Origin of the sequence: Paenibacillus puldeungensis (genome assembly GCF_042678945.1) — a bacterium.
Lineage (GTDB): Bacteria > Bacillota > Bacilli > Paenibacillales > Paenibacillaceae > Fontibacillus > Fontibacillus puldeungensis.
The window spans coordinates 382,699-407,511 of sequence record NZ_JBHTLM010000002.1; the positions used below are offsets into that span (position 1 = coordinate 382,699).

A 24,813-nucleotide genomic window follows, 5' to 3' on the forward strand; every position below is an offset into this window, starting at 1 on the left:
AACCAAGCCTAATACTTCAATTTATATCACTATTCTAAGGCGTAAAGGGTGTATCACAGATGAAGCGGATCATGAAGACGTTGATGGCTATTGTCGTGTTTGCGCTCGCGTTGGGGCTATGGATACCTGCTGCCGATGCGGAGCCGCGGGATATTCGGTACGAGACAGAATTGGACTATCCTCCCTATAAGTTTTGGCAGAACGGATTCCCTACGGGATTTGATCTGGAGCTGACGAACCTTATTTTTGCGGATAAAAATTATTCGCTATCGTATGCCGCAACCGACTGGCAACATGCTTATGAGAAGTTGAAGAAGGGCACGTTGGATACGGTCGGCCTCATGGCGGTGGATAAGGACCGGAAGAAGGATATACTCTACTCCAAACCGGTTACCGTTACCTATACAGCTGTTTATGCGAATAAATGGTTTAGAGATAAGGTTACGATGGAAACGCTAAAAAATTATTCCGTCGGCGTTGCGGCGAATCAATATACCGAGGCGCTGCTTAAGAGGGAGTCCGGTATTCACAAATATCGGACCTACCGTACCGTGGAGGCGGGGCTTCACGCTTTGAGAAACGGAGAAATAGCGCTTCTTTTTGAGAACCAGGATGTCGTGGACTATCTTATTGTCAAGCAGGATCTAACCGGAGAAATCCATAAGATGCTGCCCAACCTGTACCCTGAAGACGTCGCCTACGGGGTAAGCAAGCAAGATCAATGGCTCGTAGATTTTATTAACCACAGAATTGATGCGCTTCAGGATAGCGGTACATATGAGGACTTATATCAAAAGTATTTTTTCAAGCATTCCGAGTACTACCAGCATTCAAATAGAAAGCGCTTAATTTATTTTGGTACCGTGGCGCTGCTGCTCGTTTCCGTAACGATGCTGCTCCTCAAGCTATATATTAACCGATTAAGAAAAACGATTTATGGGGAACGTGAATTTTCCAGAGAAGTGCTGGACCATACCAATCTGTTCATCTGGGCCGTAAACCGGGATAAAGCGACGGTCAGGTTTAACCACTACGCGGAAAAGGTGACCGGAGTTCCGGAGACTGAAGCGGTTGGAACAGCTTACAACGGATTTAAGCTGCTAAATGATCAATATAGTGAACTAATTTCTCTACTGGATCAGGCCTTCAACGGACAATTCGTAGATAATCTTGAAGTACATCTTACCTGTAGTGGGCAAAAGCAAACCAAGGCTTTTTTATTTAGAACCTCAGTCATCTTTGACTTAACTGGGGCTCCGGATGTTTTTGTCATGACTGGGGTCGATATCGAGGAACGCAAGCAATACGAGAACAAGCTGCAGGCAAGCTATCAGGAACTGGAGGCCACTTACGAGCAGCTCTCAGCCACGCAGGAGGAACAGCTTCGTCAATTTGACGAACTGGTGGCCAATCAGGGTAAGCTGCGCATTAGCGAGGAGCGCTTCCGTCTTGCCACATTGGGCTCAGGTGCGGCGATCTGGGATACTCACCCCTCGACAGGGCGATATTTTATATCTGACCGGCTGTACGAGCTCCTTGGTTATACCCGGGAGGAGTCGGACAACACTTTTGGTGACTGGAAAGTTCTGGTTCACCCCGATGACCAGGACCTTATGGAGCAGCGGCGAATCGACTACCTTCAGGGGAAGACGCCGGTGTATGAATGCGAATACCGAGTGAGAAAAAGGGACGGCGAATATCTTTGGATCCAGGCTCGTGGCAAGCTGCGCAGAGATGCTTCAGGCAAAGTGGAGCAGTTTGCGGGTTCGATGATCGATGTAACGGATCGGAAGCAGTATGAGCTCAGATTGGAGGAGAGCAACAAGGAGCTGGAACAAATTTGTGCCGAGCTTAACGCCACTCAAGCGGAGCTGAAGGAAAACTACGACCGCGTGCTGGAACATCAGGAAAAGCTGAGAAGAAGCGAGGAACGGTACAGACTTGTCACCGAGGCGTCAAACGGCGGAACCTGGGAGGTGGATCTCATCCATGACTCATGGTACTATTCCCCACGCTGGTATGAGCTGCTCGGTTATCCGGAGGAGGAGCGAAGCTTTAGCGGCAGCATGAAGCAGCTGGTTCATGCCGATGATTTCACTAGGTTTGAGGAGGAGTTGGAGGCGGTACGGATGAAGCGCAAAGAGCTGTTTCAGTGCGAATACCGGCTGCGGCACCAGAGCGGTGGCTACCGCTGGTTTATCGGACGGGGTAAGGCCTTGCTTGATGAGAACGGTATGCCTAACCGAATGGCCGGTTCCATCGCTGATAACCACGAATTGAAGCTATATCAGGGGCGCCTGCAGCATTTGGCTTACCACGACGCGCTGTGCGATTTACCGAATAGGCGGTACTTATTGGAGGAAATGGAGACGATCTTTACCCAGCCTGGTGCTAGAGGGGCTCTTTGCTTTATTGATGTGGATAATTTCAAATTCGTCAATGATACACTTGGGCATAAAATCGGAGACGGCATTCTGAAGGACGCCAGTTCAAGATTAACCTCCGTAATTGGTCACGAAGGGATGCTGTTCCGGCTGGGAGGGGATGAGTTTGTCATTCTGCTGAAAGATGTCGAGAACAGAGACAAGGTCATTGCTTTGGCAGATAGACTGCTGGGGAGCTTCAAGACGCCATTTCGAGTTCAAGAAAACGAACTGCATATCTCGATCAGCGTAGGAGTATCCTTTTACCCTGGAGACGGGGCAAGCCCTGAGGAAATCTTGAAAAATGCCGACGTCGCCATGTATGCAGCTAAAGAAGAAGGAAAAGGGAAGTATATCATATTTGATCCTGCATTTCTTCAGGCTTTCAGCGAGCGCGTAAACATGGAAAAATATTTGCGCAAGGCTTTGGAACGCAACGAATTTATGGTATTTTATCAGCCGCAGATACGATTGCGGAACGGATGCATCTATGGCTTCGAGGCGTTGATTCGGTGGAATAGCCCGGAGCGGGGAATGGTATCGCCGCTTTCTTTTATCAAGATCGCTGAGGACAGCCGCTTGATCGTGCCGATCGGCGAATGGGTTCTGGCCCAATCCTGCATGTTTGCTAAACGTCTACAGGATGAGGGATACGGTGATTATAAAATGGCGGTAAATATTTCAGTGGTGCAACTGCTGGAGGACGGTTTTGTCGATTCTGTGCTTCGCATATTGGAGAAGAGTGGACTAAATCCCGAGCAATTGGAACTGGAAATTACCGAATCGATGATCATGGAATCATTCCATCTTGTTATTTCTAAGCTGGATTTGCTGAAATCCAAAGGTATACAAATTGCGCTCGATGACTTTGGAACGGGGTATTCCTCCCTGGGATCATTAAAAAATATGCCGATTACGACGCTCAAAGTGGACAAGTCGTTCATTGAGCATGTGCCTGAGCAGGAGGATAACCGAAATCTAGCCAGAACGATCGTTATGATCGGACGCAAACTGGGAATGAGGGTCGTGGCCGAAGGTGTTGAGACGGAGCTGCAGCTGCAGCATGTAAAACGAGCTAAGTGCGATCTCGTTCAAGGCTATCTATTTAGCAAGCCGCTACCTGAACTAGAAGCCCTGGAACTGGTTCGGAGCGGACGAAAATATCCGGTGAAAGAAGACAAGCTCCCTAGCGAAGATCTAGTTTGATCGCGAAGCCTTAACCTTAAAACGAAATAGACGCGTTCAACCAGCAGCAGGCTATCCTCCGAAGGATGCCTGCTGCTGTGATTTGTGAATGCGGAATATTTTTCTAAAAACCTATTGATTGTTATTTTAGAGAGTGTTATATTAAGGCCAAGAAACCGATTTCTTTTTTTTATGAGTTTGAGAAACCGGTTTCTCAGAAACGTAAATAGAAGGACTGAACCGATGAAACCAACAATTCTCGATGTAGCTAAACATGCCGGTGTTTCCAAAGCAACGGTGTCCCGGGTCATCAATAACAATCCAAAAGTGAATAATGAAATCCGGGAACGGGTCTATGCGGCCATAGAGGAGCTTGGTTATCATCCCAGTGCCATCGCCCGAAGTCTAGCAAGCAGCACTTCCAGCACGCTGGGCCTCATTTTGCCTGATATTACGAATCCATACTTTCCCGTTCTGGCCAGAGGGATTGAGGATGCGGCGCATCGACTCGGGTATACGCTGTTCATCAGCAACACGGATAATGATCCAAAAATTGAACAGGAGTATATTCAGAAGATGGTTCACCAACAGGTAGGCGGGATTATCTTGATCTCCTCCATTCTTGGTGAAGACAAAGTGAACGAGCTGCAGGAGCTGCAAATTCCGTTTGTGCTGTGCGACCGTTTAATTCAAGGCTCTCCCTTCGATACGGTGTCGATCGACAATTACAAAGCATCGTACGAAGCCGTAACTCGCTTGATTGAGCAGGGCCATACCCGCATCTGTCATCTGGCTGGACCCAGCCTGGTGCAATCCGCGGAAATGCGGAAGCAAGCTTATTCGGATGCCATGCATGAACATGGTCTGGAGTCCTTCGTACGGATTGGAAGCTTCACTTATGAAGCCGGTTACCAATTAATGGATTCAATCTTAGCTGAAACCAAGCCTTCGGCGGTTTTTGCCGCTAATGACCTGATCGCGCTTGGGGCGATGAATGCGATACATAACCGGGGTCTAAACGTTCCGGGAGATATCGCGGTGGTAGGCTGTGACGATATTTTATTCGCCCAGATGAGCAATCCGACACTAAGCACCATCTCTGTGCCGGCTTATCAAATCGGCGTTACCGCAGTGGAACTGCTGGTAGAACGTATGAGAGGGGTGAAGACCTCGGAGGCTAGGAACGTGGTAGTGGAGCACAAGTTCATACAAAGAGAATCAATGAACGGGGAGGACCCAAGGACATGAGTTCAGACATTGTGGTTATAGGCAGCTTGAACATGGATATGGTGGTACAAGTTGACCGGAGACCGGAGCGCGGGGAAACTCTGCTGGGTAGCCACTTTTTTATGAGCCCGGGGGGAAAAGGAGCCAACCAGGCGTATGCCGCCGGAAAGCTCGGCGCTTCAGTAGCTCTAATTGGACGGGTAGGAGACGATATGTTTGCCGATCAATTACTGGCCAATTTGCAGCAGGCCGGCGTGGATACCTCTTTAATCGGGCGAGTTTCCGATGAGGCCACCGGTGTAGCTTTTATTACCGTAGACAAGGATGGCGACAACAGTATCGTCGTGGCTCCCGGAGCTAATTCCCGGGTGACACCGGATTTTATAAGACAGCACGAAGAGACGATTTCCAAAGCTAAGATGGTGATGGTGCAATTAGAGGTACCGCTCGAATCGATTATGGAAGCGGTTACACTTGCGGACAAGCATGGTGTTCCGGTCATTTTAGACCCTGCGCCGGCCGGTCCGCTGCCAGATGAGCTGCTGGCCAAGGTCAAGTATATCGTCCCGAACGAAAACGAAATTTCTCAATTGACCGGAACATTGGTATCTGATATACGGACCGCCAAAACGGCTAGCGTTGAACTTTTGCGAAAGGGGGTTGATACGGTATTCTCCAAACTGGGTGGTCAAGGGGTAGTCGTAACAAATGCGAATCGGGCGTTCAATATCCCTGGCTTTCAGGTGAAAGTCGTGGATACGACTGCGGCGGGTGACGCTTTTGCCGGAGCGCTTGCGACAGCACTTGTCGGAGGTAAGGATTTGTGGGCGGCGGCCCAATTCGCCAATGCGGTGGGGGCTCTAGCGGTGACTCGTTCAGGTGCCCAGTCGGCAATGCCGGATTTAGCAGAAACCGAGCAATTCATCAAGGAATCGACACAAGAGTAGAGCTGTATAAAATCCATCATTTATAGGGGGCTTTTCTCAATGAAAAAAGGTATGGGTAAATGGATTTTGTCGATTTGTCTTGCAGCGGTAATGGCCATTCTGCCAGCCTGCGGCGGAGGAAACTCGGATAAAAATGCCGGAAGCAGCGGAGACGGCGCGGGGAAAAAGCTCTCCGTCGGCTATTATGTAAACGCTACCTTGGGCGATAAATCGTTCTTCGACTCCGTGAAACGCGGGGTAGACCAGGCGGTTTCCGACCTCGGATTTGAAGCGAAAACGATTGAAGGCGGTACGAACCAGGGGGACTGGGCTGCTGGGCTTGAATCGATGATCTCCAGCAAGAAATACGATGTTATTCTGGTAGGCACTAGCCAAATGACGGAAATCGTCAAAGACTTGGCTCAGAAATATCCGGATCAAAAATTTATCTTCTTCGATGATGCGATCAAAGATATGCCTAACGTGTACTCCATGACTTACTCGCAAAGCGAAGGCTCGTTCCTGGCTGGTGCCTTTGCCGCCTATGTGACGACCAGCACGGAGCTGAAAGCCTCCAACCCGGATAAAGTTATCGGTTTCGTTGGCGGTCAAGATATTCCGATTATCAATGACTTTAAATCGGGCTATGAGCAAGGCGCTCAATACGTAGACAAAGACATCAAGGTTGTGAGCTCCTATATCGGTAACTTTGCAGATGCTCCAAAAGCAAAAGAATTAGCGCTTGCGCAATACAATTCGCAAAAAGCGGATATTGTGTACCAAGTAGCTGCAGCTGCCGGACTTGGCGTGCTGGAAGCCGGGAATGAAAAAGGACTTTACACCATCGGCGTCGATAGCAACCAAAACGGTCTGTATCCAGGAAGCGTTCTGAGTTCCATGATGAAAAACCTGGATACTTCAACCGTCCGTGCCTTGCAGATGTTCAAAGACAATAAGCTTCCATTTGGTCAGCTAGAAGTGCTGGGCGTTAAGGAAGGCGGCGTAGGCTTGGCAGAGGACGACAACTACAATAAATACGTTCCGCAAACGATTCGCGACAACATGGAACAAATTACGCAAAAATTAAAATCCGGCGAAATTAAAGTAAAATCTACCCTGGAGTAAGCTGAATTTTACGACAAAGCGGGAGGGGCGCTCGCTTTCGCTCCTCCCCTATTTTTGATACTCCAACATTCGGGGGTGCAGGATTGATGACGGTTTTATTAGAAATGCGAGACATTCACAAGACGTATCCGAACGGCACCATAGCCAATCGGGGCGTTAATCTGGAGGTTCGGGAAGGAGAAATTCATGCTCTTGTCGGAGAGAACGGTGCAGGCAAATCGACGCTCATGAAGATTTTGTTCGGCCTCGAGGCTCCGACGCAGGGGGAGATTTACTATAAAGGAGAGCCGGTTCAATTTCATGGACCGCGCGATGCGATTCAGCACGGACTCGGCATGGTGCATCAGCACTTTATGCTCGCTCCTTCGCTTACGGTTTCCGAAAATATCGTGCTCGGCGATGAACCGCGAAAAGGGCCTTTGCATATGTTCCGCGACCGGAATAAGGAGCTTGAGGACATCAATCAATTGATCAAGGATTTCGGGCTGAAATTGGATCCGAAGGCGGTAGTCGAATCGATCTCCGTCGGCCAGAAGCAGCGTGTGGAAATTTTAAAGGTGCTGTTTCGCGGCGCCAAGCTGATCATTCTGGATGAACCGACCGCGGTGCTCACTCCGCAGGAAACGGATGAATTGTTTGATTCTTTAAAAACACTCGTGGAGCAAAAGTATACCATCATCTTCATTACCCATAAATTGCGTGAAGTGATGGAGATTTCCGACCGGATTACGGTGCTGAAAGCCGGTAAGACGATTCAAACGCTGGAGACCAAGGACACCAGTCAGGAGGAAATCTCGCGTTTGATGGTAGGGCGCGATGTTCTGTTCCGTGTAGAGAAGCAGGAACAGGTGCTGCGGGATATGGTGCTGGAGCTTAACCATGTTAACGCAGTCGATGACAAAGGCGTCGCCATGCTGAAGGATGTTTCCTTAAAAGTCCATGGCGGAGAAATTTTCGGAATCGCCGGCGTTGAAGGCAATGGTCAGCGCGAGCTTGTGGAAGTGATCACCGGAATGAGAAAGGCAACCGGGGGCGAAATTCTTTATTTTAACGAAAATATTATCGGTAAAAGCATTGGGGAAATCCGGAATTTAAAGATCGGACATATTCCGGAGGACCGGCAGACAACAGGGGCCTGTCTCACATCTACAATTGAAGAAAATCTGATCCTTGATGTTTATGATCATCCCGAGTTTCGTTTCGGTCCTTTTATGAAGCATAAACGGCTTAAGGAATTTGCCCAGGTGCTGATGAAAACCTTTGACGTACGGGCCGATAGCGGCGAAACCTTGGCTGGCTCTCTGTCAGGCGGGAACCTGCAGAAGGTCGTCATTGCACGCGAGCTGGCGAAAAACCCGAAGCTCCTTATCGCTTCTCAGCCGACTCGCGGCGTCGATATCGGTGCGATTGAGTTCATACACCGCGAGATCATCAAGAAACGGGATCAGGGGGCAGCCGTTCTGCTGGTTTCCGCAGAGCTGTCCGAAATTATGAGCTTGAGTGACCGGATTGGGGTGCTCTATAACGGCGAACTGGTGGCCGTGCTTGATAATACGCCGGATTTGACGGAGCAGGAAATCGGCTATTACATGCTGGGCATCAAGAAAGCGAAGCAGGAGGCGGCATCACAATGAATAATAAACGGTTCTTGTATTTGGACCTGGTCGGGATTATTGGATCAGTTGTTCTCGCAGTGTTGTGCGGGTTCGCGATCATCCTCCTAGTCAGTGATGAGCCGATCAATGCGATTTCATCGTTCTTGCTCGGCCCGTTTTCCAGCCCCTTCAACATCAGTACCATCATTAATAAAGCAACCCCGCTGATCTTTACCGGACTTTCCCTGGCGGTCGTCTTCCAGACCAACGTGTTCAGTATGGGGGCGGAAGGCCAACTGTATGTCGGCGGTTTTGTAGGGGCGCTGGCTGCGGTTTACATTCCGGGACTCAGCCCATGGATTCATATTCCGGTCATTCTGGCCGCTGCATTGGCTGGTGGCGCTTTGTTCGGCGCTATTCCAGGCTATTTGAAAGCCAAATGGAATGCCAATGAAGTCGTGACGACGCTGATGCTGAACTATGTGGCCATCATTATGACTTCTTATCTCGTTAACAATGTATTTAAGGATCCGAAGAGCGGCGGCTTTGCGCGGATGAAATTTTTTGATAAAGACCTGCTGCTTCCGAAAATATCGGGCTCCTTCCCGGTTCACTACGGAATTTTCATTGCCATTATCGCTACGGTAATCATTTACCTGCTGATGTATAAAACGCGTCTTGGTTACGAAATGCGCCTCGTAGGGAAAAACGACACCTTCGCCAAGTATGGCGGCATTAATACGAAGAAAATCATTGTATACAGCGTTATGATCAGCGGCGCGCTCGCCGGATTGGGCGGGATCGTAGAGCTGATGGGGATTCACGGCACTTATAAAGACAGCTTTTCTATAAACCTTGGTTTTGATGGAATTATTATTGCATTACTAGCTCGCAACAACCCGCTCGGCGTTGTGTTATCCGCTTTCTTCTATGCCTACTTGCAGGTAGGTGGTCAAGTGATGCAGGCGGAAAGCGATGTGTCACGTGAACTCGCGGTTATTATCCAGTGTTTGCTCGTCTTGTTCGTATCTGCGCAAGCCGTCTTCAACTATTTGAAACAGCGGGCGATTCTCAAGCAATCGAAGAAGAACACAAGCGAAGGGGTGAAGGCAGATGTGGTCTAATCTATGGGCTCAAATCGCCGACTTGACGATCGTGGTAGTCCTGCTCCGGTCGATGACCCCGATTCTGCTTGCGGCGCTCGGAGGTTTGATCTCCGATGTGACCGGTGTAACGAATATCGGTTTGGAAGGTCAGATGCTGGTTGCGGCGTTTTCGTCGATTGCGGTCGGCTCGGCCACAGGGAGCTGGTTTATCGGTGTATTGTGCGGCGTCTTGATCTGCGTAGCGCTCTCATACGTGATGGCATTCTTCCATTTGCGGCTGGGTGTCGACGTCATTATTACCGGGTTTGCCATTAATACGTTCGGCTCTGGGGTGACCGTATTTTTGATGAACAAAATCTTCAATGTGACTGGTAGCTACAATCCGGAGCACCTGGATAAAATTCCGACTATAAATATCCCGTTCATCGAGGATATTCCCTTCCTGGGCAAGCTGCTGAGCGGCCACAGCCTTATGGTATGGATCGGGCTTCTATCCGTCGTCTTCTGCTTCTACATGCTGTATCGTACGCCTTACGGGGTGCATCTGCGGGCGATCGGCGAAGCCCCGCAATCTGCAAGATCGCTGGGGATTCCAGTCAAACGCCTGCAATATTCGTCCCTCGCCTGGAGCGGCGTGTTCGTCGGCTTGGCCGGCGCCTTCATGTCCATGGGTATGACGAGCATGTTCGTTAAGGACATGACCGCCGGTACTGGCTTCCTGGCATTGGCTGTCGTTTTGCTTGGCAATCGCAACCCGGTAGGGATTCTGGTCGGTTCGCTCATTTTCGGTCTGGCCAAAGCCTTGGAAACGCTACTGCAGACGATACCGAACAGCCCGGTTCCAAGCCAGTTCGTACAAATTCTGCCTTACGTCGTCACAATTCTGGCCCTTGTCGTATATGCGATTCGCAGACATGGCAAACAAACCGATAGCTTAGGAACGGCGTCCGCCAAATAATACAGAGCCTATAACACAGTGAAAGAAGAGATGGAGCGATGAGCGAAACGCTAAAGCGAAAAATCATCATTGATTGCGATCCTGGGCATGACGATGCCATTGCCATTTTGCTGGCTGCCGGCACACCGCAGATCGAGCTGGTCGGTATTACGACGGTAGCCGGGAACGCAGAAGTGGAGAAAACGACAAGAAATGCGCTAAAAGTGTGTGAAATCGCCGGCATTCACGATGTACCGGTCATGAAAGGCTGCGGGCAGCCGATGGTCCGCAAACGCGAGACCGCAGCGGATATTCACGGCGATTCCGGGATGGACGGTCCGGTGCTGCCGGAGCCTACACGTCAGGTTGAAAACGAGCATGCGGTTGATTTTATCATTCGTAAGTTGCTTGAATCCGACGGAGACATCACCCTGGTTCCGGTAGGACCTTTAACGAATATTGCGATGGCGATGCGGCGCGAGCCGGCCATTCTGCCGAAAATTCAGGAGATCGTCCTGATGGGCGGAGGAACGTTCGGCAACTGGACGCCGGCCGCTGAATTCAATATTTTTGTCGATGCCGAAGCGGCCAAGGTCGTCTTCGAGAGCGGCGTGCCGATTACGATGATGGGGCTTGATCTGACGCACCAGGCCTTGGCAACGTACGAGGTGGCGGATCGTATTGCTCAAATCGACAATCCGGCAGGGAAGTTTGTCAGCGAGCTGTTGGTCTTTTTCCGCAAAACCTATTTGGAAGTGTTCGGCTTCGAGCATCCGCCGGTGCATGACGTGTGTAGCGTTGCTTACTGCATCGATCCATCGGTGGTGGAAACCCGCAAGCTGCGGGTCGATATCGAGACGAGAGGCGAGCTGACCTACGGCATGACCGTGGTCGACGTGGGCGGCGTAACCGGTCGTGAACCTAATGTTAATGTGGCGATGAAGCTGGATCACGCCAAGTTCTGGAATATGGTGACGGCTGCATTGCAGCACTTTTCATAAGAAGGAGGGGGGAGAAACCGGTGAAACGGATTATTTTGGATGTTGATACCGGCATCGATGATTCGATGGCGATCGCTTATGCGGCCCACTCCCCGGAGCTGGAGTTGCTGGGAATTACGACATGCTTTGGCAACATTACAGCAGAGGAAGCTACGCGCAATTCCTTGACCGTGCTGGAGAAGCTCGGAAAGCAGGTTCCGGTGATCCAGGGAGCTAAGGAGACGCTTTGCCGCGGAGAACGAGATCACTATGCGAGAACGGTCCACGGCGAGGATGGACTGGGCAACACGGTGCAGCATGCGCCAAGAGGACAAGCGAAGGAGGGGCATGCATCCGATTTCATCATCGAGCAGGTCAAACGGCGGCCGCATGAAATTACGATCATTTCGGTCGGGACGTTGACCAATCTTGCATTGGCGATTCAAAAAGACCCGGGCATCGTGTCGCTCATTCACGAAGTGATTGTGATGGGCGGGGCTGTGACCGTGCCCGGGAATGTAACGCCGTACGGGGAAGCCAACATTGTGGCCGACCCGGAGGCGGCGGCCTTTGTCTTTGCGGCCGGACTGCCGCTTACGCTGGTCGGCCTGGATGTGACGATGCAGACGCTGCTGCCGAAGTCGCATCTGGAAGCATGGCGCGCCTCTGGAAAGGCGGAAGGGATGTTTTTCGCCGATATCGCCGAGTTCTATATGGGCGCGTACGAGTCCTTCTACCCAGGCATCGGCGGCTGCGCTTTGCATGATCCGCTGGCTGTAGGCGTGGCGATTGACCGCAGCCTGGTGGAGGCCCAGCCGATGCGCGTCACCGTCGTGACCGAAGGCGAGCAAACCGGACGAACGGTTGGTTCGTTTGAGGGTGAGCCAAAAATCAACGTTTGCTTGAAGGTCGATGCGGACCGGTTTTTGGCGCATTTCATGAGCCGGATTGTTGGAGTATGAGTGGCTGTCTTTATAGAGGCCGTGGGTGAATACATTGGAAGAGAATAACGATCTATGGGCCGCTGTTGTCCGCCACTTGTCAGGGATTAGACTAGTAGGATGACAAGTGGCTCCCATAGGCGGACGTAAACTCCCTACGATTCGTTATTCTCTTCCTGGATGCCAAAAGAACACGAGAGCTGCTCATGGGAGCAGCAGAAGTGCGAGCATAGTGTGAAACTCCGCTCGCGTTTTTTTAAAAATTTACAGTTAATCTCATGTTTAAGCCAAGAATGCAGATTAGGAGACGGGGCCGAGAGCCCTTAGTTGCCTACTTCTGGCCTCCTGACACGTAGTAACTGCATAATGTACAATTAAAACTTATCATTATGGGCATTTTAGAAATTTAGATGTAAAAGGTGCAGTTAAAAGGGGAGAAATCACTTCTTCTGGACAGTTCGGCCAATTTTAGATGTAGGTTATGCAGTTAAAATTGAGAAATCCGTAATTTGCCTGAAAATAGATGTATAAAATGCATTTAGTAGTGTGAATTCACATCACAGCGCTGATTATTTGCACATGAAAGGACCTGACGGTGAATTCCCGTCAGGTTTTTCTTACGTTCAGACAAAAAAATTCCCATGCTAATAAGCCATTCAAAGGAATATTCATAATCGTGAAGGCGCATACAAGATCCGGCTTTTCATGTTTTCCTGAGGAGCGATGAATGGACAGGGGGATTCCGAGAATGTTGAAAAGGTTATTTCTTGCGGCGGGAATTTTAGCAGGTAGCTTGGGTGTTGCCTCAACCGTCGGTGCGGCAGTGGATTACTCGGAAATTATCGAACAAGAATCTGCTTGGATCGAAAGCTTGCAGCAGCCTTCCGGCGCCATTGTCATGACGCGAGAGCACACCTATGAGGTGGAAGGAAAACGCTATTACAAAATTGAGCCATATTTTGCGAATTTAGCGTTGGTCGGAATGCTGGAAAACCCTGATCCCGGCAAGCTGCAGACGGCACGTAAGTGGATGGAATGGTATTTTTCCCATATGAATGCCCCCGATTACAACGGGGCGCTTGGCTCGGTGTATGTACATTACGCCGATCCGGTTACCCAAGCGGAAACAGCCACTCCGGGTACGCTTGCCCACGGTAATTACGATTCTACCGATTCGTATGCCGCAACCTTTCTCAGCTTGACCCGAAAGTATATCGAATCCGGGGGCGATCGCTCCTTTGTATTAGGGAAAAAGGCGGAACTGGAGACGATTGCCGGAGCGATGCTGTCCACGCTACAGCCAAACGGGCTGACCTGGGCAAAGCCCGACTACGCCATACCTTATTTGATGGACAATACTGAGGTACATACCGGATTGGTCGATATCGAGTGGCTTGAGCGGCAGGTGTTTGGCGATGCTGTAAAGGCCAACGAATATGAGATTAAGAAGAAAGCCAGCTTGGCCGGAATTGAGCTGATGTGGAACCCAGCAAAGGACAACTACGATTTCTATGAATGCGGCCATTGCAGCGGTGGTACGTCCGATTGGTCCAGTTTTTATCCGGGAGCTACCGCACAGATGTATCCGATTTGGCACAACATCCTCACTCCGCCAAGCGAGAGGGCTGTCCGTTTATATCAGAAGCTGAATGAAAGCCATCCCGGCTGGCCCGAGCTCTCGACGCCGGACGCTTTTCCGTGGGCGATTCTAGCTTATACGGGGGCGCTTATGGATGATAAAGAACGTGTAGACACGTTCTTAAGCTCGGTAAAGTCGGCTTATCTCGATAAGAGCCGTGGCTGGCCCTACTACAATTTAGAAGCCGGGTTTACGATCCGCGCGGCTAAAACGGTGAGGGATAAATCCAATTTGGCGTTAGGGGCCCCGGTTTTGGGGTCAACCGCTCAGCATTTGGCAGGGAATGTCACCAACGGAGTGTTAAGCGACTCATGGGTCATCTCCAAGGATCGAAATCATCATCTGGAGGCCGAAGTGGCAGAGGATATAGTGGAGCGGGGTCAGGAAACTGCGGGGAAAAAAGGTCCGAGCAAGGCATGGCTGCGCCTTGATCTGGGAACAGCAGAGCCGCTAAATCGACTGCTGATCAAGTGGGGGAAGGATCATGCTAAAGCCTACACCATCCAAACCTCGGGGGATGGAATTCATTTTGAGGATGTATATAAGGTAAAAGGCAGTGACGGAGGGAAGGACGAAATTGCTCTACCCGGCGCAGAAGCCCGTTATGTGCGATTGATATTTACGGATATCAGCCGGAAGGCCGGTATGGAGATTCGGGAAATCGAGATATATTGAACCAGTGTACCGATGAAAAAAGCACGAATTGAGGGGCCATGTACGCGCCCATTCAATTCGTGCTTTTTTGTAGCTCATGCGACTACTTCGCAGCTTCCTCTACACTCACATCCGGATCGGTCAAAAAAGAGGTGATCGGCATGGATGCGGCACCAAGCGCGGTCGAGCGGATGCCCAGCTTGGCGAAATCGACATGCGTTTTTTTTCGGTGGTAGGACAGGCTCCGGTTCTTGATGGTGTCCAGCATCGCTTCTTCATATAGCTCTCCGGCCAGCGACAAACGATTGCCGATCACGATAAGCTCAGGATTCAAGATGTTCACCAGGTTCGCAAGCCCGACGCCAAGCTGGGAGCCGATTTCGTTCAACAGACCGGCTGCTTCAGGGTCGCCTTGCTTGGCGTTCTTCAGAATCTCGTCCAAGGAAGGCGTATTCTCCTGCCAAATGGCGGATGCTCGATCCAGCAGCGCCTTCTCCGACGCCAGCGTCTCCCAGCAGCCACGGTTGCCGCAGCGGCATAGCGGGCCATCCTCGGCTACTGTCATATGGCCGACCTCTCCTGAGAAGTTGGAGATGCCGCGGTACAACTCCCCGCCAACGATGATGCCTGAGCCGATCCCGACGCCGATGCTTAAATAAATGAGATTCTGTGAATCGCGGCCCGCGCCGTACAGCTTCTCTCCGATCGCTCCCGCATTCGCTTCGTTATCAATATGAATATTGTTTCCAAATTCCTTCGTGAGGGCTCCAGCCAGATCAACATGATCCCAACCGAGGTTTGGAGCCGACACAACAAAGCTTTTCTCATCGACCAGCCCCGGAACTCCAATACCGATGCCAACAATACCGTAAGGTGAAGCTGGAAGTCTCCGGCCGAGCAGGCGAATTGTTTTGCTGATCTGGTCGAGTACGCTATCCGGCGAGAAAACGGTTAAAGGTACGCTTTTTTCACGAATGACGTTTCCTTCCAAGTCAACAAGCACGGCCAGCAAATCGCTCACCCGGATGTCGACACCGATGGCGAAGCCGGCACTTTTATTGAATAGCAGCAGCGTCGGCTTACGTCCGCCGCTCGATTCCCCCGGACCGATTTCGGTCACGAGGCGGCTATCGATCAGCTCGGCGACAAGCGAGGAGACGGTCGCTTTATTAAGCCCGATTTCGGCGGAAATATCCGCACGGGATAACGGCTGGCGGTGACGGATCGTTTCCAGCACGATGCTTTTATTCATTTTTTTAATCAACTGCTGGTCGCCGGTAATTTTCATCATATTCCTCCGTATGAAACATGCTCTTCCTTGCCATCATAACATAAAAAAACAAATATTTGCGATAACTTAGTTAGTTTGCTGGACAAACAAAGTATAACGTGATACGATCTAGTTGAAAAGGGCATGCATACGATCTATCGGGGCATGATACTTTTTAAGAGAGGTTCGAAAAGTTCGGTGATATATAAGCGGAGCATCTCGAACATCTTCAGTGCAGAAGGCAATGAAAAGGCTTACTAAAAAAACAAAAATCATGCAGGGAGGACTCAAGCAGTGACTTATTTCAAAAACATCAGCAAAATTCAGTATGAAGGCGTAGGCTCCAACAACCCTCTGGCATTCAAACATTATAACGAAAATGAAATCGTGCTCGGTAAAACGATGAAGGAACACCTCCGTTTTGCAGTAGCTTACTGGCATACTTACACGATGAACGGTAGCGACCCATTTGGTCAAGGCAACATGATTCGTCCATGGGAAACGGTATCGGGTCTTGATCTGGCTAAAACTCGCGTAGAAGTTAACTTTGAATTCCTTGAAAAGCTCGGCGCTCCTTACTTCTGCTTCCATGATGTGGACGTAGCACCGGAAGGCGCAAACCTGAAAGAATCCTACGAGAACCTTGACGTAATCGTTGCCAAATTGAAAGAAGGCATGAAATCGACGGGTGTGAAACTGTTGTGGAATACGGCTAACATGTTCTCGAACCCTCGTTATGTTCATGGTGCTGCTACGACATCGAACGCAGACGTATACGCTTATGCTGCAGCACAAGTGAAGAAAGGTCTCGAAACTGCCGTAGAACTGGGCGCAGAAAACTACGTATTCTGGGGCGGCCGTGAAGGTTACGAATCCCTTCTGAACACGGATATGGGTCTTGAACTTGACAACCTGGCAAGATTTTTCCATATGGCTGTTGATTATGCAAAAGAAATCGGCTTCAAAGGTCAATTCCTGATCGAGCCAAAACCAAAAGAACCTACCAAACACCAATATGACTTTGACGCTGCAACGACAATTGCATTCTTGCAAAAATACGGTCTTCAAGATCATTTCAAACTCAACCTGGAAGCTAACCATGCTACCCTTGCTGGCCATACATTCGAACATGAACTGCGCGTAGCCCGTATCAACAATGCGCTCGGATCGATCGACGCCAACCAAGGCGACATGCTGCTCGGCTGGGATACAGACGAATTCCCTACTGATCTGTACTCTGTAACGCTGGCAATGTACGAAATTCTTGAGAATGGCGGCATCGGCTCCGGCGGCGTAAACTTCGACGCAAAAGTTAGACGTTCTTCCTTCGAACCTGAAGATTTGTTCTACGCTCACATTGCTGGTATGGATACCTTTGCAAAAGGTCTGAAAGTAGCTGCTAAGATGAAAGAAGAGAAATTCATCGACGGTCTGCTTGACGAACGTTATGCAAGCTTCAAATCCGGCATCGGTGCCGACATCGTGTCTGGCAAAGCCAACTTCAAAACATTGGCCGCTTATGCGCTTGAACACAGCGATATCCAAAATAAATCGAACCATCTTGAATTGGTTAAAGCTCGCCTTAACGAATACATCTTCGGAGCAAAATAAGTCGAGTCTTGAAAAGCCTGGCTGGAGCCATGAATCGAATGTAACGCATTCTCGAAGTATGCAAACCGCAAAAAGGGACGCCAGCCGTCCCTTTTTGTTAGTACTTGGGCTATTTTAATCGGTCTGGTCAGAATGAGGAAGGGAGAGTTAAACTTTCATGAAATATGTGATCGGGGTTGACCTTGGAACAAGCTCGGTGAAGACGCTGCTTGTCAGCAAGGATGGCGAGATCAAAGGTGAAGCTACGGCTTCGTATCCGCTGATTCAAGAGCGCCCGAGCTACAGCGAGCAGAACCCGGAGGAATGGGTAAACGGAACTGTAGCTTGTCTCAAGGAACTGCTGCAGACGAGCGGCGTGTCCGCTGAAGATATTGAAGGCGTATCCTTCTCGGGACAGATGCACGGCTTGGTGCTGCTGGATGAACAAAACCGTGTGCTGCGTAACGCCATCCTCTGGAACGATACTCGTACGACGAAGGAGTGCCGGGAAATCGAGCAGAAGCTTGGCGGCAAGCTGCTCGACATTACGAGAAATGCCGCTTTGGAAGGCTTTACGCTGCCGAAAATTCTGTGGGTGCAAAAGCATGAGCCTGAGCTGTTTGCAAAGGCAGCAAGCTTCGTGCTGCCAAAGGATTACCTGCGCTACCGGATGACCGGGCGCGTAGAGATGGAAATTTCCGATGCTGCCGGCACGCTGCTGCTGAACGTTCCGGAAGGCAAATGGAGCGATGAAATCGCTTCGGCCTTTGGACTTCCGGAAGGCTTCTGCCCGCCGCTTGTTGGCAGTACGGAAGGAACCGGCACGCTGCTGCCGGAGTTTGCGGCATTGACCGGCTTGTCCCCAGCAACCAAAGTGTTCGGCGGCGGAGCCGACAACGCCTGCGGTGCGGTGGGAGCGGGCATAGTCCGTAAAGGCGACGCGCTGTGCAGCGTGGGGACCTCCGGCGTTGTCCTCACCTATGAGGAAGACAAGAGCAAGGATTTTGCGGGCAAGGTGCATTTCTTCAACCATGCGCACCCGGGTGCATTTTATGCCATGGGCGTAACACTTGCTGCAGGCTACTCTTTAAGCTGGTTCAGAGATGCGCTGGCTCCTGGCGTAGGCTTCAGTGAGCTGCTTCAAAACGTAGGCGAAATCGCTCCAGGCTCCGAGGGGCTGCTGTTCACACCGTATTTGGTCGGCGAACGTACGCCGCATGCGGACAGTGTCATTCGCGGCAGCTTTATCGGCTTGTCCGGCACGCATCGCCGCGATCATCTCGCTCGTGCGGTGATGGAGGGGATCACCTTCTCCTTGCAGGAGTCGTTTGATCTGTTCCGCCAAGCCGGCATTACGGTTGACCGTGTCATTTCCATCGGCGGTGGCGCTAAAAATCCGGTCTGGCTGCAAATGCAAGCTGACATCTTCGGTAAGCCGGTCGTTTCGCTGAAGAACGAGCAAGGCCCGGCCATGGGCGCAGCCATGATGGCGGCCGTTGGCAGTGGCTGGTTCGGCAGCCTGAAGGAGTGCGCCGATCAATTTATCGGGTATGGCGCTACTTACGAGCCGATTCCGGAAAATGTCGAGAAGTACGCGCGTCTCTTCAAGCTGTATCAACAAGTATATGAGGCTACCCGCTCGCTGAACGAAGGTTTGCAGGAATTCCGCGGCTAAGCTTTAAGCTGTTAGGCTTAGGCTGCCAGCAGCCTCTTTAAGAAGCGCCAGGCTCTCATCGGAGCAGGGCGCTTCTTCTTTTTTTGCGGACTTCTTCTGGTATACTCAACACTTCAAAGAGAGATAGCGCTTCGAGATATTTAGCTGCATTTAGTACAGTTAATCTGCTGCTTTTCACTGTGATAGACCAAAGTAAATGTAAAAAGTGCAGCTAATTGGGCCTTGTATGCCGCTGGACTCGATGACGGGTTCTTTTAAATGTACTTTTTGCAATTAAAATCCGAGAGTTGCTGATATTGAGGAAAATAGATGTACAAAATACATCTAGATGTCTCAAGCCTTGAGCGAGCTGGAGGCTGGATGCAACCGGCCCACCGCCGTAAACTATCCCCTGGAATAAGGAAGCCACAAGCACTTGCCTCTCATGATATAATTGACCAGTGGCATGGCATGAGGAGGGGCGTCGATCATCTTGAATATTTATCGCAAATATTTTAAGAACAATCTATTCATGAAGATCATTTTGTTCTTTTCGGTAATAACGATTGTGACGATTATCACGTTTTCTTATTTGATGTTCAAGTTTACGTCAGAGGCTGCGGTTTACAGGCAGCTGGATGTTCAAAAACGAGCGATTGAAAGCGTAAGCAATTATATCAGCCACAAATACGAGTCCGTGCAGACGATGGTGCGAAACGTTTATCGAGACGGCGATTTGGCCTTTAATACGTCTTATTTCCTGGAGCACCCTTATCAGGATTACGTAATCTATAGATTGGACAAGTTTTATAAGGAGAATAGCTCTCCAATCGATACGGTCAGATACTTCCGCAACCAGGTCGAGGATGACCCGGATATTCGGAGTCTGATGCTGTACAGCGCCGAACAGCAGCAGCTTTATGCCTACAACGGCAGCGCGCAATTCAAAATCATTTCAACCAATGCTGCGCGATCCTTTGTCCCTGACGTTATGTATCAGCAGGAAGGCCAGAGCATTTCCAAGGCCAATATCTGGGTACGCCGAACAATCGGGCTGCCGAATGTTCCGATGTATTCGGTGCGCGTTCCAATCAATAACAAGCAGTCTCTCCGCAATATCGGCCAACTGGTCGTTTATTTTGATACGGACAAGGTTTGGGATAGCTTGGTAAATTATAAGGACGATTTGAAAGGCTCCATATTGGTGCTCGCCAGCGACGGCACCGTCCTGTTTGATACCTCGGGAACCTATTACGGCCAAAAATATCCTTATGCAAGCCAGATCAATTCCTTATACGATAACGGAGTGCTGGGGAAAGGAATGACCATCACCAAGCTGACGAAAAGCCAAGGCGGCTTTACAGTGCTTAGCGCGGTGCCGGAGCAGGACCTCGCGAAAACATACCGTGGTACGAGAAACATGATCTTGCTAATCAGTTCCATCTGTATTTTGTTCGCCATTCTGCTTCCTTCACTATTCATCAGCAATTTCGCCAAACGGACGTACGGCATTATCCGCTTTACGCGTAAGGTAAGAAACGGGGATTTTAAGGCGCGGATTGCGGATGTGCGCGACGACGAGCTCGGGCTTATTTCCAAGAGCTTCAACGATATGCTCGATGAGCTTAACCTGTATATTGATCGAGTGTATAAGGCGGAAATCAAACAGAAAAAAACAGAGCTTGCCGCATTAGAGGCGCGGGTAAACCCACATTTTCTCTACAATACGTTGGAAGTTATCCGCATGCGGGCGATTTCGCAGGGTGCGGCGGATGTCGGCGAAATGATCTACAGCTTGTCGATGCTGTTCAAAAGTTATGTGCAGCAAAAGCCGAAATATACATTGAAGGATGAGCTTGAAGCTTGCCGCCTTTATCTGGAGCTGTTCCGTATCCGCTACAAGGATAAATTTTCTTATGATATTCATTGCGACAACCAGCTTAAAGATAATCTGGTTCTAAAAATGTCGCTGCAGCCGATTATCGAAAATTATATTTTGTACGGTATGAAATCAGACCGCACGGATAATGAAATATCCATATCCGTGACTCGTTTGGAAGACGGAACGCTACGCGCGGAGGTAACCGATAACGGACGGGGGATTGAACCTGATCGACTCGAGCAAATTAAGCAAACCTTACTTAATCCGGATGCCTATTCGGAATCGTTCGGATTACGGAGTATCCACGAACGTCTGAAGCTGCTCTATGGTCCTCAATACGGGCTTGAGATCAGCAGCGAGGCAGGAGTGGGGACATCCGTCATAGTGAGCTTTCCTGAACTTGGGGGAGAGGAGATAGGGTATGTATAAAGTGTTTATTGTAGATGACGAACCGTTTATCATTGAAGGTTTATATGATATCGTCGATTGGGCCAAGCTGGGTATGGAAATCGTGGGTCATGCCGAAAATGGCTTGAAGGCGTTGGAACGGCTGAAGCAGCTTCCGGTTGACATTTTGATCACGGATATTTCTATGCCGCAAATGAACGGACTGGACCTGATTCGGTCCGCAAGAGAAGTTCACCCAAACTTGAAAGTTATTGTTCTAAGCGGGTATGACGAATTTGCATACCTGAAGGAAGGCATGGCGCTTGGCATAGAAAATTATTTGCTCAAGCCGATTAACCTGGAGGAATTTCAGGCTACCCTCAAAACCGCGATTGACAAGCTGAATGAATCCAAAGTAATGCTTAATGAACACAGCATTCGGATATTGCGGGACAACATCATGCACCGGTGGATACGCAGACAGATCGGCAGTGCGGAGTTTCGAGAACGGGCCGACCTGCTCGGCATTTCGTTGAACCAGCCGTATGCCATGGTGGCGCTGCTGCGCCCGGAGCGGCCGGCAAATGAACTGTTTGACGCAGCCCTTCGCATCATCGCCGGACAAACCTGGATCGTTCCTTTTCGTGATATGGATGGGGACATTGTGCTGCTTTATAATTTTGACGACCCAGGGCAGGGAAAAGAACGTGCGGACAACATCCATCGGCTGCTCATTGAAGGGCTGCAGTCCTTCAAACCTGTGCGCATATCCGTGGGCAGCGTGGAGGAGACGGAGGGCCAAGCTCCGGAGAGCTATTCTAACGCCAAGAAAGCCCAGGAATATTTTATGGTGTTTGAGGACCGGAACATCATCTGCTTTGAAGAACTCGAAAGTACCGGCAAGCAGATGAAGGCAGGGGTTTCCGTGGATTGGGCGGAGTACGCCAAGCTCCTGATGGCCAGAAACCGGGAAGCGATGCTTCAGCGCATTGAAGAGGATTTTGAGCGTCTCAGCCGGATGGAGGGAGTAACCCCGGATGACCTGCACATTAGCGCAATGGAATGGATCGTCCGCTTCAAGATGCAGTTTAAGGAAATTCGCCATTCGGAAGAGCCAGGTCTTTTTAAAGACAGCTTGGTACGTATTCGTTCCGCCGGATCGATCGGCGAATTGATCGGCGTGCTGAAGGAAGTGGCCGACAAGACGATGGAATCCTTAGATCATGATTTAAAAAGCCCAGTCGTTCAGCAGGTACTAAACAATATCCATACTTCCTACAACGAGGATCTTTCACTCAAGACGCTTGGGTCTTTATACAACATCCATCCCGTGTATCTTGGGCAGCTGTTTCATAAGGAAGTCGGCGAATCGTTTACCGAGTATATCAATAGGTACCGGATCGAGAAGGCCAAAGAGCAGCTTAGAACAACCTACCAGAAGGTGCATGAAATCGCCCGCAGCGTAGGATATTGGGAAACTGGATACTTCTACAAACAGTTCAAGAAATACGTAGGGGTCTCCCCGACGGAGTTCAAAGGCTTGTCCAGCGAGTGAAATGGCTGGCAAGCTCTTTTCTTTATTTTGAACATGATTTATTAGTTTTCTTCTCTATTTGAAAATGCTTTCATCCCTTACAGTAAAGATAGTCCTTAAGAGGTTTACATCAAAAGGAGGGTACTCAAGCAATGAGTAAAAAAAGAAAAAGCTTTTCTCTGCTACTGGCCACGTTGATGGCGCTTACACTAATTGTTAGCGCTTGCGGCGGGAATAAAGCGGCAGACAACACAAACAAGGCTAGCAACACGTCAGGCTCCTCGAACACGAAAGCCGAGGAACCGGTAAAACTGATCTGGTACACGATCGGGGCTCCGCAAAAAGACATGAACAAAGTATTGGAAGAAGTGAACAAGTACACCAAAGAAAAAATCAACGCTACGATCGATATGAAAATGATCGACTTTGGTGACTACACGCAAAAAATGCAAGTTATGGCTGCTTCCGGCGAGCCGATGGACATCATGTTCACTTGCTCCTGGGCATTTGACTATGTCCAAAATGCACGGAAAGGTGCATTCATGGAACTTGATGATCTCCTCGACAAGTATGGCAAAGGCATCAAAGACACGATCGACCCGGCTTTCCTTGAAGGCTCGAAGGTTGATGGACACAACTACGCGATTCCAGCAAACAAAGAGCTTCCTGCTCAAGAAGTATGGCGCTTTAACAAACAATTGGTAGATAAATACAAATTCGACATTTCCAAAGCGACCACGATGGATAGCTTGGAACCCATGCTGAAGACGATTAAAGAGAAAGAACCGGGCGTGACTCCGTACGCTATGGTGAAAGATTTCATGCCGATAATGCCGTTCGACTATGTTATCGAAAAAATGCCGATGGCAGTTTACCTGGACACGAAGGACTATAAAGTTGTAAACATTCTGGAAACTCCGGAAGCGAAAAAAGCGCTCGAAACCGTGCACAAGTTCTACAAAGCAGGTTATGTCTCTCCTGAAGTTGCAACGACCTCTTCGGTAGACGATTTGTACAAATCCGGCAAATGGTTTATGGACCGGGCGGCAACTCAGCCGTTGGCCGATAACCTCTGGTCCGCAAGCTATGGCTATCCTGTAGTTTCTACGGCAGCCAGCAAGCCGTACATTTACAACTGGTCGGTTATGGGCTCCATGCAAGCCATTTCTGCAAACTCCGAGAATCCAGAGAAAGCAATGGAATTCTTGAACCTGCTCAATACTGATCCTTACCTGCGTAACCTGATTGATTCCGGTATCGAAGGTGTTCACTATCAAAAGGTCAAAGACAACATGATCAAAAACTTGCCTGATGCTAAAAACTACGATATGCCTACGTTCTCCTTGGGCAACATCATGATCACTTACCTGAATGAAGGCGACCCTGAGAACAAATGGGACGAATTCAAGAAATTCAACGCATCGGGTATCAAAGCTCCGCTGCTTGGCTTCAACTTCGATACTTCGAAGGTAACGAACGAAATTGCGGCAGTAAACAACGTGAAGGAAGAATTCTGGTCCTCACTGATGACCGGTACTGTAGATCCTGACGAATACCTGCCGAAAGCAATCGAGAAATTCAAAACGGCTGGTCTGGATAAAATCATCGCTGAAGCGCAAACGCAAATCGATGCATGGAGAGCCGCAAACAACAAGTAATAACATTATTATAGAAGATCGGGCGGGTGATGAGCCTAACGCCCGATCTTTTTTACATTCCGTCAGTCGATGTGAATTTAGCGATCAGGAGGGATTAGCG

16 protein-coding genes are annotated in these 24,813 nt (G+C 49.7%); 15 read left to right on the forward strand and 1 reads right to left on the reverse strand.

Going from position 1 to position 24,813, the window contains the following annotated elements:
* Nucleotides 1-59 precede the first annotated feature (59 nt).
* From ACFQ3W_RS04325 to ACFQ3W_RS04370, 10 genes are all read left to right on the forward strand, one after another.
* Nucleotides 60-3,629, forward strand: a complete 3,570-nt coding sequence (locus ACFQ3W_RS04325; protein ID WP_379316971.1) for an EAL domain-containing protein — start codon at nucleotides 60-62, stop codon at nucleotides 3,627-3,629.
* Between the two features lie 222 nt (nucleotides 3,630-3,851).
* The gene (locus ACFQ3W_RS04330; RefSeq protein WP_379316973.1) at nucleotides 3,852-4,856 is read left to right on the forward strand and encodes a LacI family DNA-binding transcriptional regulator; all 1,005 of its coding nucleotides are present in this window, start codon (nucleotides 3,852-3,854) and stop codon (nucleotides 4,854-4,856) included.
* Nucleotides 4,853-5,782, forward strand: a complete 930-nt coding sequence (gene rbsK, locus ACFQ3W_RS04335; RefSeq protein WP_379316975.1) for a ribokinase — start codon at nucleotides 4,853-4,855, stop codon at nucleotides 5,780-5,782. Before ACFQ3W_RS04330 ends, rbsK begins: the two co-directional genes overlap by 4 nt.
* Before the next feature lie 39 nt (nucleotides 5,783-5,821).
* On the forward strand, nucleotides 5,822-6,886 hold the full coding sequence (locus ACFQ3W_RS04340; RefSeq protein ID WP_379316977.1) for a BMP family lipoprotein: 1,065 nt from the start codon (nucleotides 5,822-5,824) through the stop codon (nucleotides 6,884-6,886).
* Between the two features lie 86 nt (nucleotides 6,887-6,972).
* Nucleotides 6,973-8,520, forward strand: coding sequence for an ABC transporter ATP-binding protein (locus ACFQ3W_RS04345; protein ID WP_379316979.1), 1,548 nt, complete (start codon nucleotides 6,973-6,975; stop codon nucleotides 8,518-8,520).
* A complete protein-coding gene (locus tag ACFQ3W_RS04350; protein ID WP_379316981.1) occupies nucleotides 8,517-9,605 on the forward strand; it encodes an ABC transporter permease in 1,089 nt (362 codons plus the stop codon). The genes ACFQ3W_RS04345 and ACFQ3W_RS04350 overlap by 4 nt, the downstream gene beginning before the upstream one ends.
* Complete coding sequence (locus tag ACFQ3W_RS04355) at nucleotides 9,595-10,545, forward strand: ABC transporter permease (protein ID WP_379316983.1); 951 nt, start codon at nucleotides 9,595-9,597, stop codon at nucleotides 10,543-10,545. The genes ACFQ3W_RS04350 and ACFQ3W_RS04355 overlap by 11 nt, the downstream gene beginning before the upstream one ends.
* Nucleotides 10,546-10,583: 38 nt before the next feature.
* Nucleotides 10,584-11,525: a nucleoside hydrolase gene (locus tag ACFQ3W_RS04360; RefSeq protein ID WP_379316985.1), complete on the forward strand. Its 942-nt coding sequence runs from the start codon at nucleotides 10,584-10,586 to the stop codon at nucleotides 11,523-11,525.
* A gap of 20 nt (nucleotides 11,526-11,545) precedes the next feature.
* The gene (locus tag ACFQ3W_RS04365; RefSeq protein WP_379316987.1) at nucleotides 11,546-12,466 is read left to right on the forward strand and encodes a nucleoside hydrolase; all 921 of its coding nucleotides are present in this window, start codon (nucleotides 11,546-11,548) and stop codon (nucleotides 12,464-12,466) included.
* A 727-nt stretch (nucleotides 12,467-13,193) separates the two neighbouring features.
* Nucleotides 13,194-14,759 carry a discoidin domain-containing protein gene (locus tag ACFQ3W_RS04370; RefSeq protein ID WP_379316989.1) on the forward strand — a complete coding sequence of 522 codons (1,566 nt, stop codon included), beginning with the start codon at nucleotides 13,194-13,196 and terminating at the stop codon, nucleotides 14,757-14,759.
* An 82-nt stretch (nucleotides 14,760-14,841) separates the two neighbouring features.
* Here the strand turns inward: ACFQ3W_RS04370 and ACFQ3W_RS04375 are convergent, their stop codons facing one another.
* On the reverse strand, nucleotides 14,842-16,026 hold the full coding sequence (locus ACFQ3W_RS04375) for an ROK family protein (RefSeq protein ID WP_379317217.1): 1,185 nt from the start codon (nucleotides 16,024-16,026) through the stop codon (nucleotides 14,842-14,844).
* Nucleotides 16,027-16,302: 276 nt separating this feature from the next.
* Between ACFQ3W_RS04375 and xylA the strand changes: the two genes are divergently transcribed.
* From xylA to ACFQ3W_RS04400, 5 genes are all read left to right on the forward strand, one after another.
* Nucleotides 16,303-17,619 (forward strand): xylose isomerase, encoded by a 1,317-nt coding sequence (gene xylA, locus ACFQ3W_RS04380; RefSeq protein WP_379316991.1) that lies wholly within the window; start codon nucleotides 16,303-16,305, stop codon nucleotides 17,617-17,619.
* Between the two features lie 157 nt (nucleotides 17,620-17,776).
* Nucleotides 17,777-19,273: a xylulokinase gene (xylB, locus tag ACFQ3W_RS04385; RefSeq protein WP_379316993.1), complete on the forward strand. Its 1,497-nt coding sequence runs from the start codon at nucleotides 17,777-17,779 to the stop codon at nucleotides 19,271-19,273.
* Between the two features lie 511 nt (nucleotides 19,274-19,784).
* The gene (locus ACFQ3W_RS04390) at nucleotides 19,785-21,563 is read left to right on the forward strand and encodes a sensor histidine kinase (protein WP_379317219.1); all 1,779 of its coding nucleotides are present in this window, start codon (nucleotides 19,785-19,787) and stop codon (nucleotides 21,561-21,563) included.
* Nucleotides 21,556-23,076: a response regulator gene (locus tag ACFQ3W_RS04395; RefSeq protein ID WP_379316995.1), complete on the forward strand. Its 1,521-nt coding sequence runs from the start codon at nucleotides 21,556-21,558 to the stop codon at nucleotides 23,074-23,076. Before ACFQ3W_RS04390 ends, ACFQ3W_RS04395 begins: the two co-directional genes overlap by 8 nt.
* 131 nt (nucleotides 23,077-23,207) lie before the next feature.
* Entirely contained in the window at nucleotides 23,208-24,713 is a 1,506-nt protein-coding gene (locus tag ACFQ3W_RS04400) for an ABC transporter substrate-binding protein (RefSeq protein ID WP_379316997.1), read from the forward strand.
* Nucleotides 24,714-24,813: the final 100 nt, after the last annotated feature.

Coding starts and splice junctions, on each gene's coding strand:
- ACFQ3W_RS04325 (WP_379316971.1), top strand. CDS start 60: ATGAAGCGGATCATGAAGACGTTGATGGCTATTGTCGTGTTTGCGCTC.
- ACFQ3W_RS04330 (WP_379316973.1), top strand. CDS start 3,852: ATGAAACCAACAATTCTCGATGTAGCTAAACATGCCGGTGTTTCCAAA.
- rbsK (WP_379316975.1), top strand. CDS start 4,853: ATGAGTTCAGACATTGTGGTTATAGGCAGCTTGAACATGGATATGGTG.
- ACFQ3W_RS04340 (WP_379316977.1), top strand. CDS start 5,822: ATGAAAAAAGGTATGGGTAAATGGATTTTGTCGATTTGTCTTGCAGCG.
- ACFQ3W_RS04345 (WP_379316979.1), top strand. CDS start 6,973: ATGACGGTTTTATTAGAAATGCGAGACATTCACAAGACGTATCCGAAC.
- ACFQ3W_RS04350 (WP_379316981.1), top strand. CDS start 8,517: ATGAATAATAAACGGTTCTTGTATTTGGACCTGGTCGGGATTATTGGA.
- ACFQ3W_RS04355 (WP_379316983.1), top strand. CDS start 9,595: ATGTGGTCTAATCTATGGGCTCAAATCGCCGACTTGACGATCGTGGTA.
- ACFQ3W_RS04360 (WP_379316985.1), top strand. CDS start 10,584: ATGAGCGAAACGCTAAAGCGAAAAATCATCATTGATTGCGATCCTGGG.
- ACFQ3W_RS04370 (WP_379316989.1), top strand. CDS start 13,194: ATGTTGAAAAGGTTATTTCTTGCGGCGGGAATTTTAGCAGGTAGCTTG.
- ACFQ3W_RS04375 (WP_379317217.1), bottom strand. CDS start 16,026: ATGAAAATTACCGGCGACCAGCAGTTGATTAAAAAAATGAATAAAAGC.
- xylB (WP_379316993.1), top strand. CDS start 17,777: ATGAAATATGTGATCGGGGTTGACCTTGGAACAAGCTCGGTGAAGACG.
- ACFQ3W_RS04390 (WP_379317219.1), top strand. CDS start 19,785: ATGAAGATCATTTTGTTCTTTTCGGTAATAACGATTGTGACGATTATC.
- ACFQ3W_RS04395 (WP_379316995.1), top strand. CDS start 21,556: ATGTATAAAGTGTTTATTGTAGATGACGAACCGTTTATCATTGAAGGT.
- ACFQ3W_RS04400 (WP_379316997.1), top strand. CDS start 23,208: ATGAGTAAAAAAAGAAAAAGCTTTTCTCTGCTACTGGCCACGTTGATG.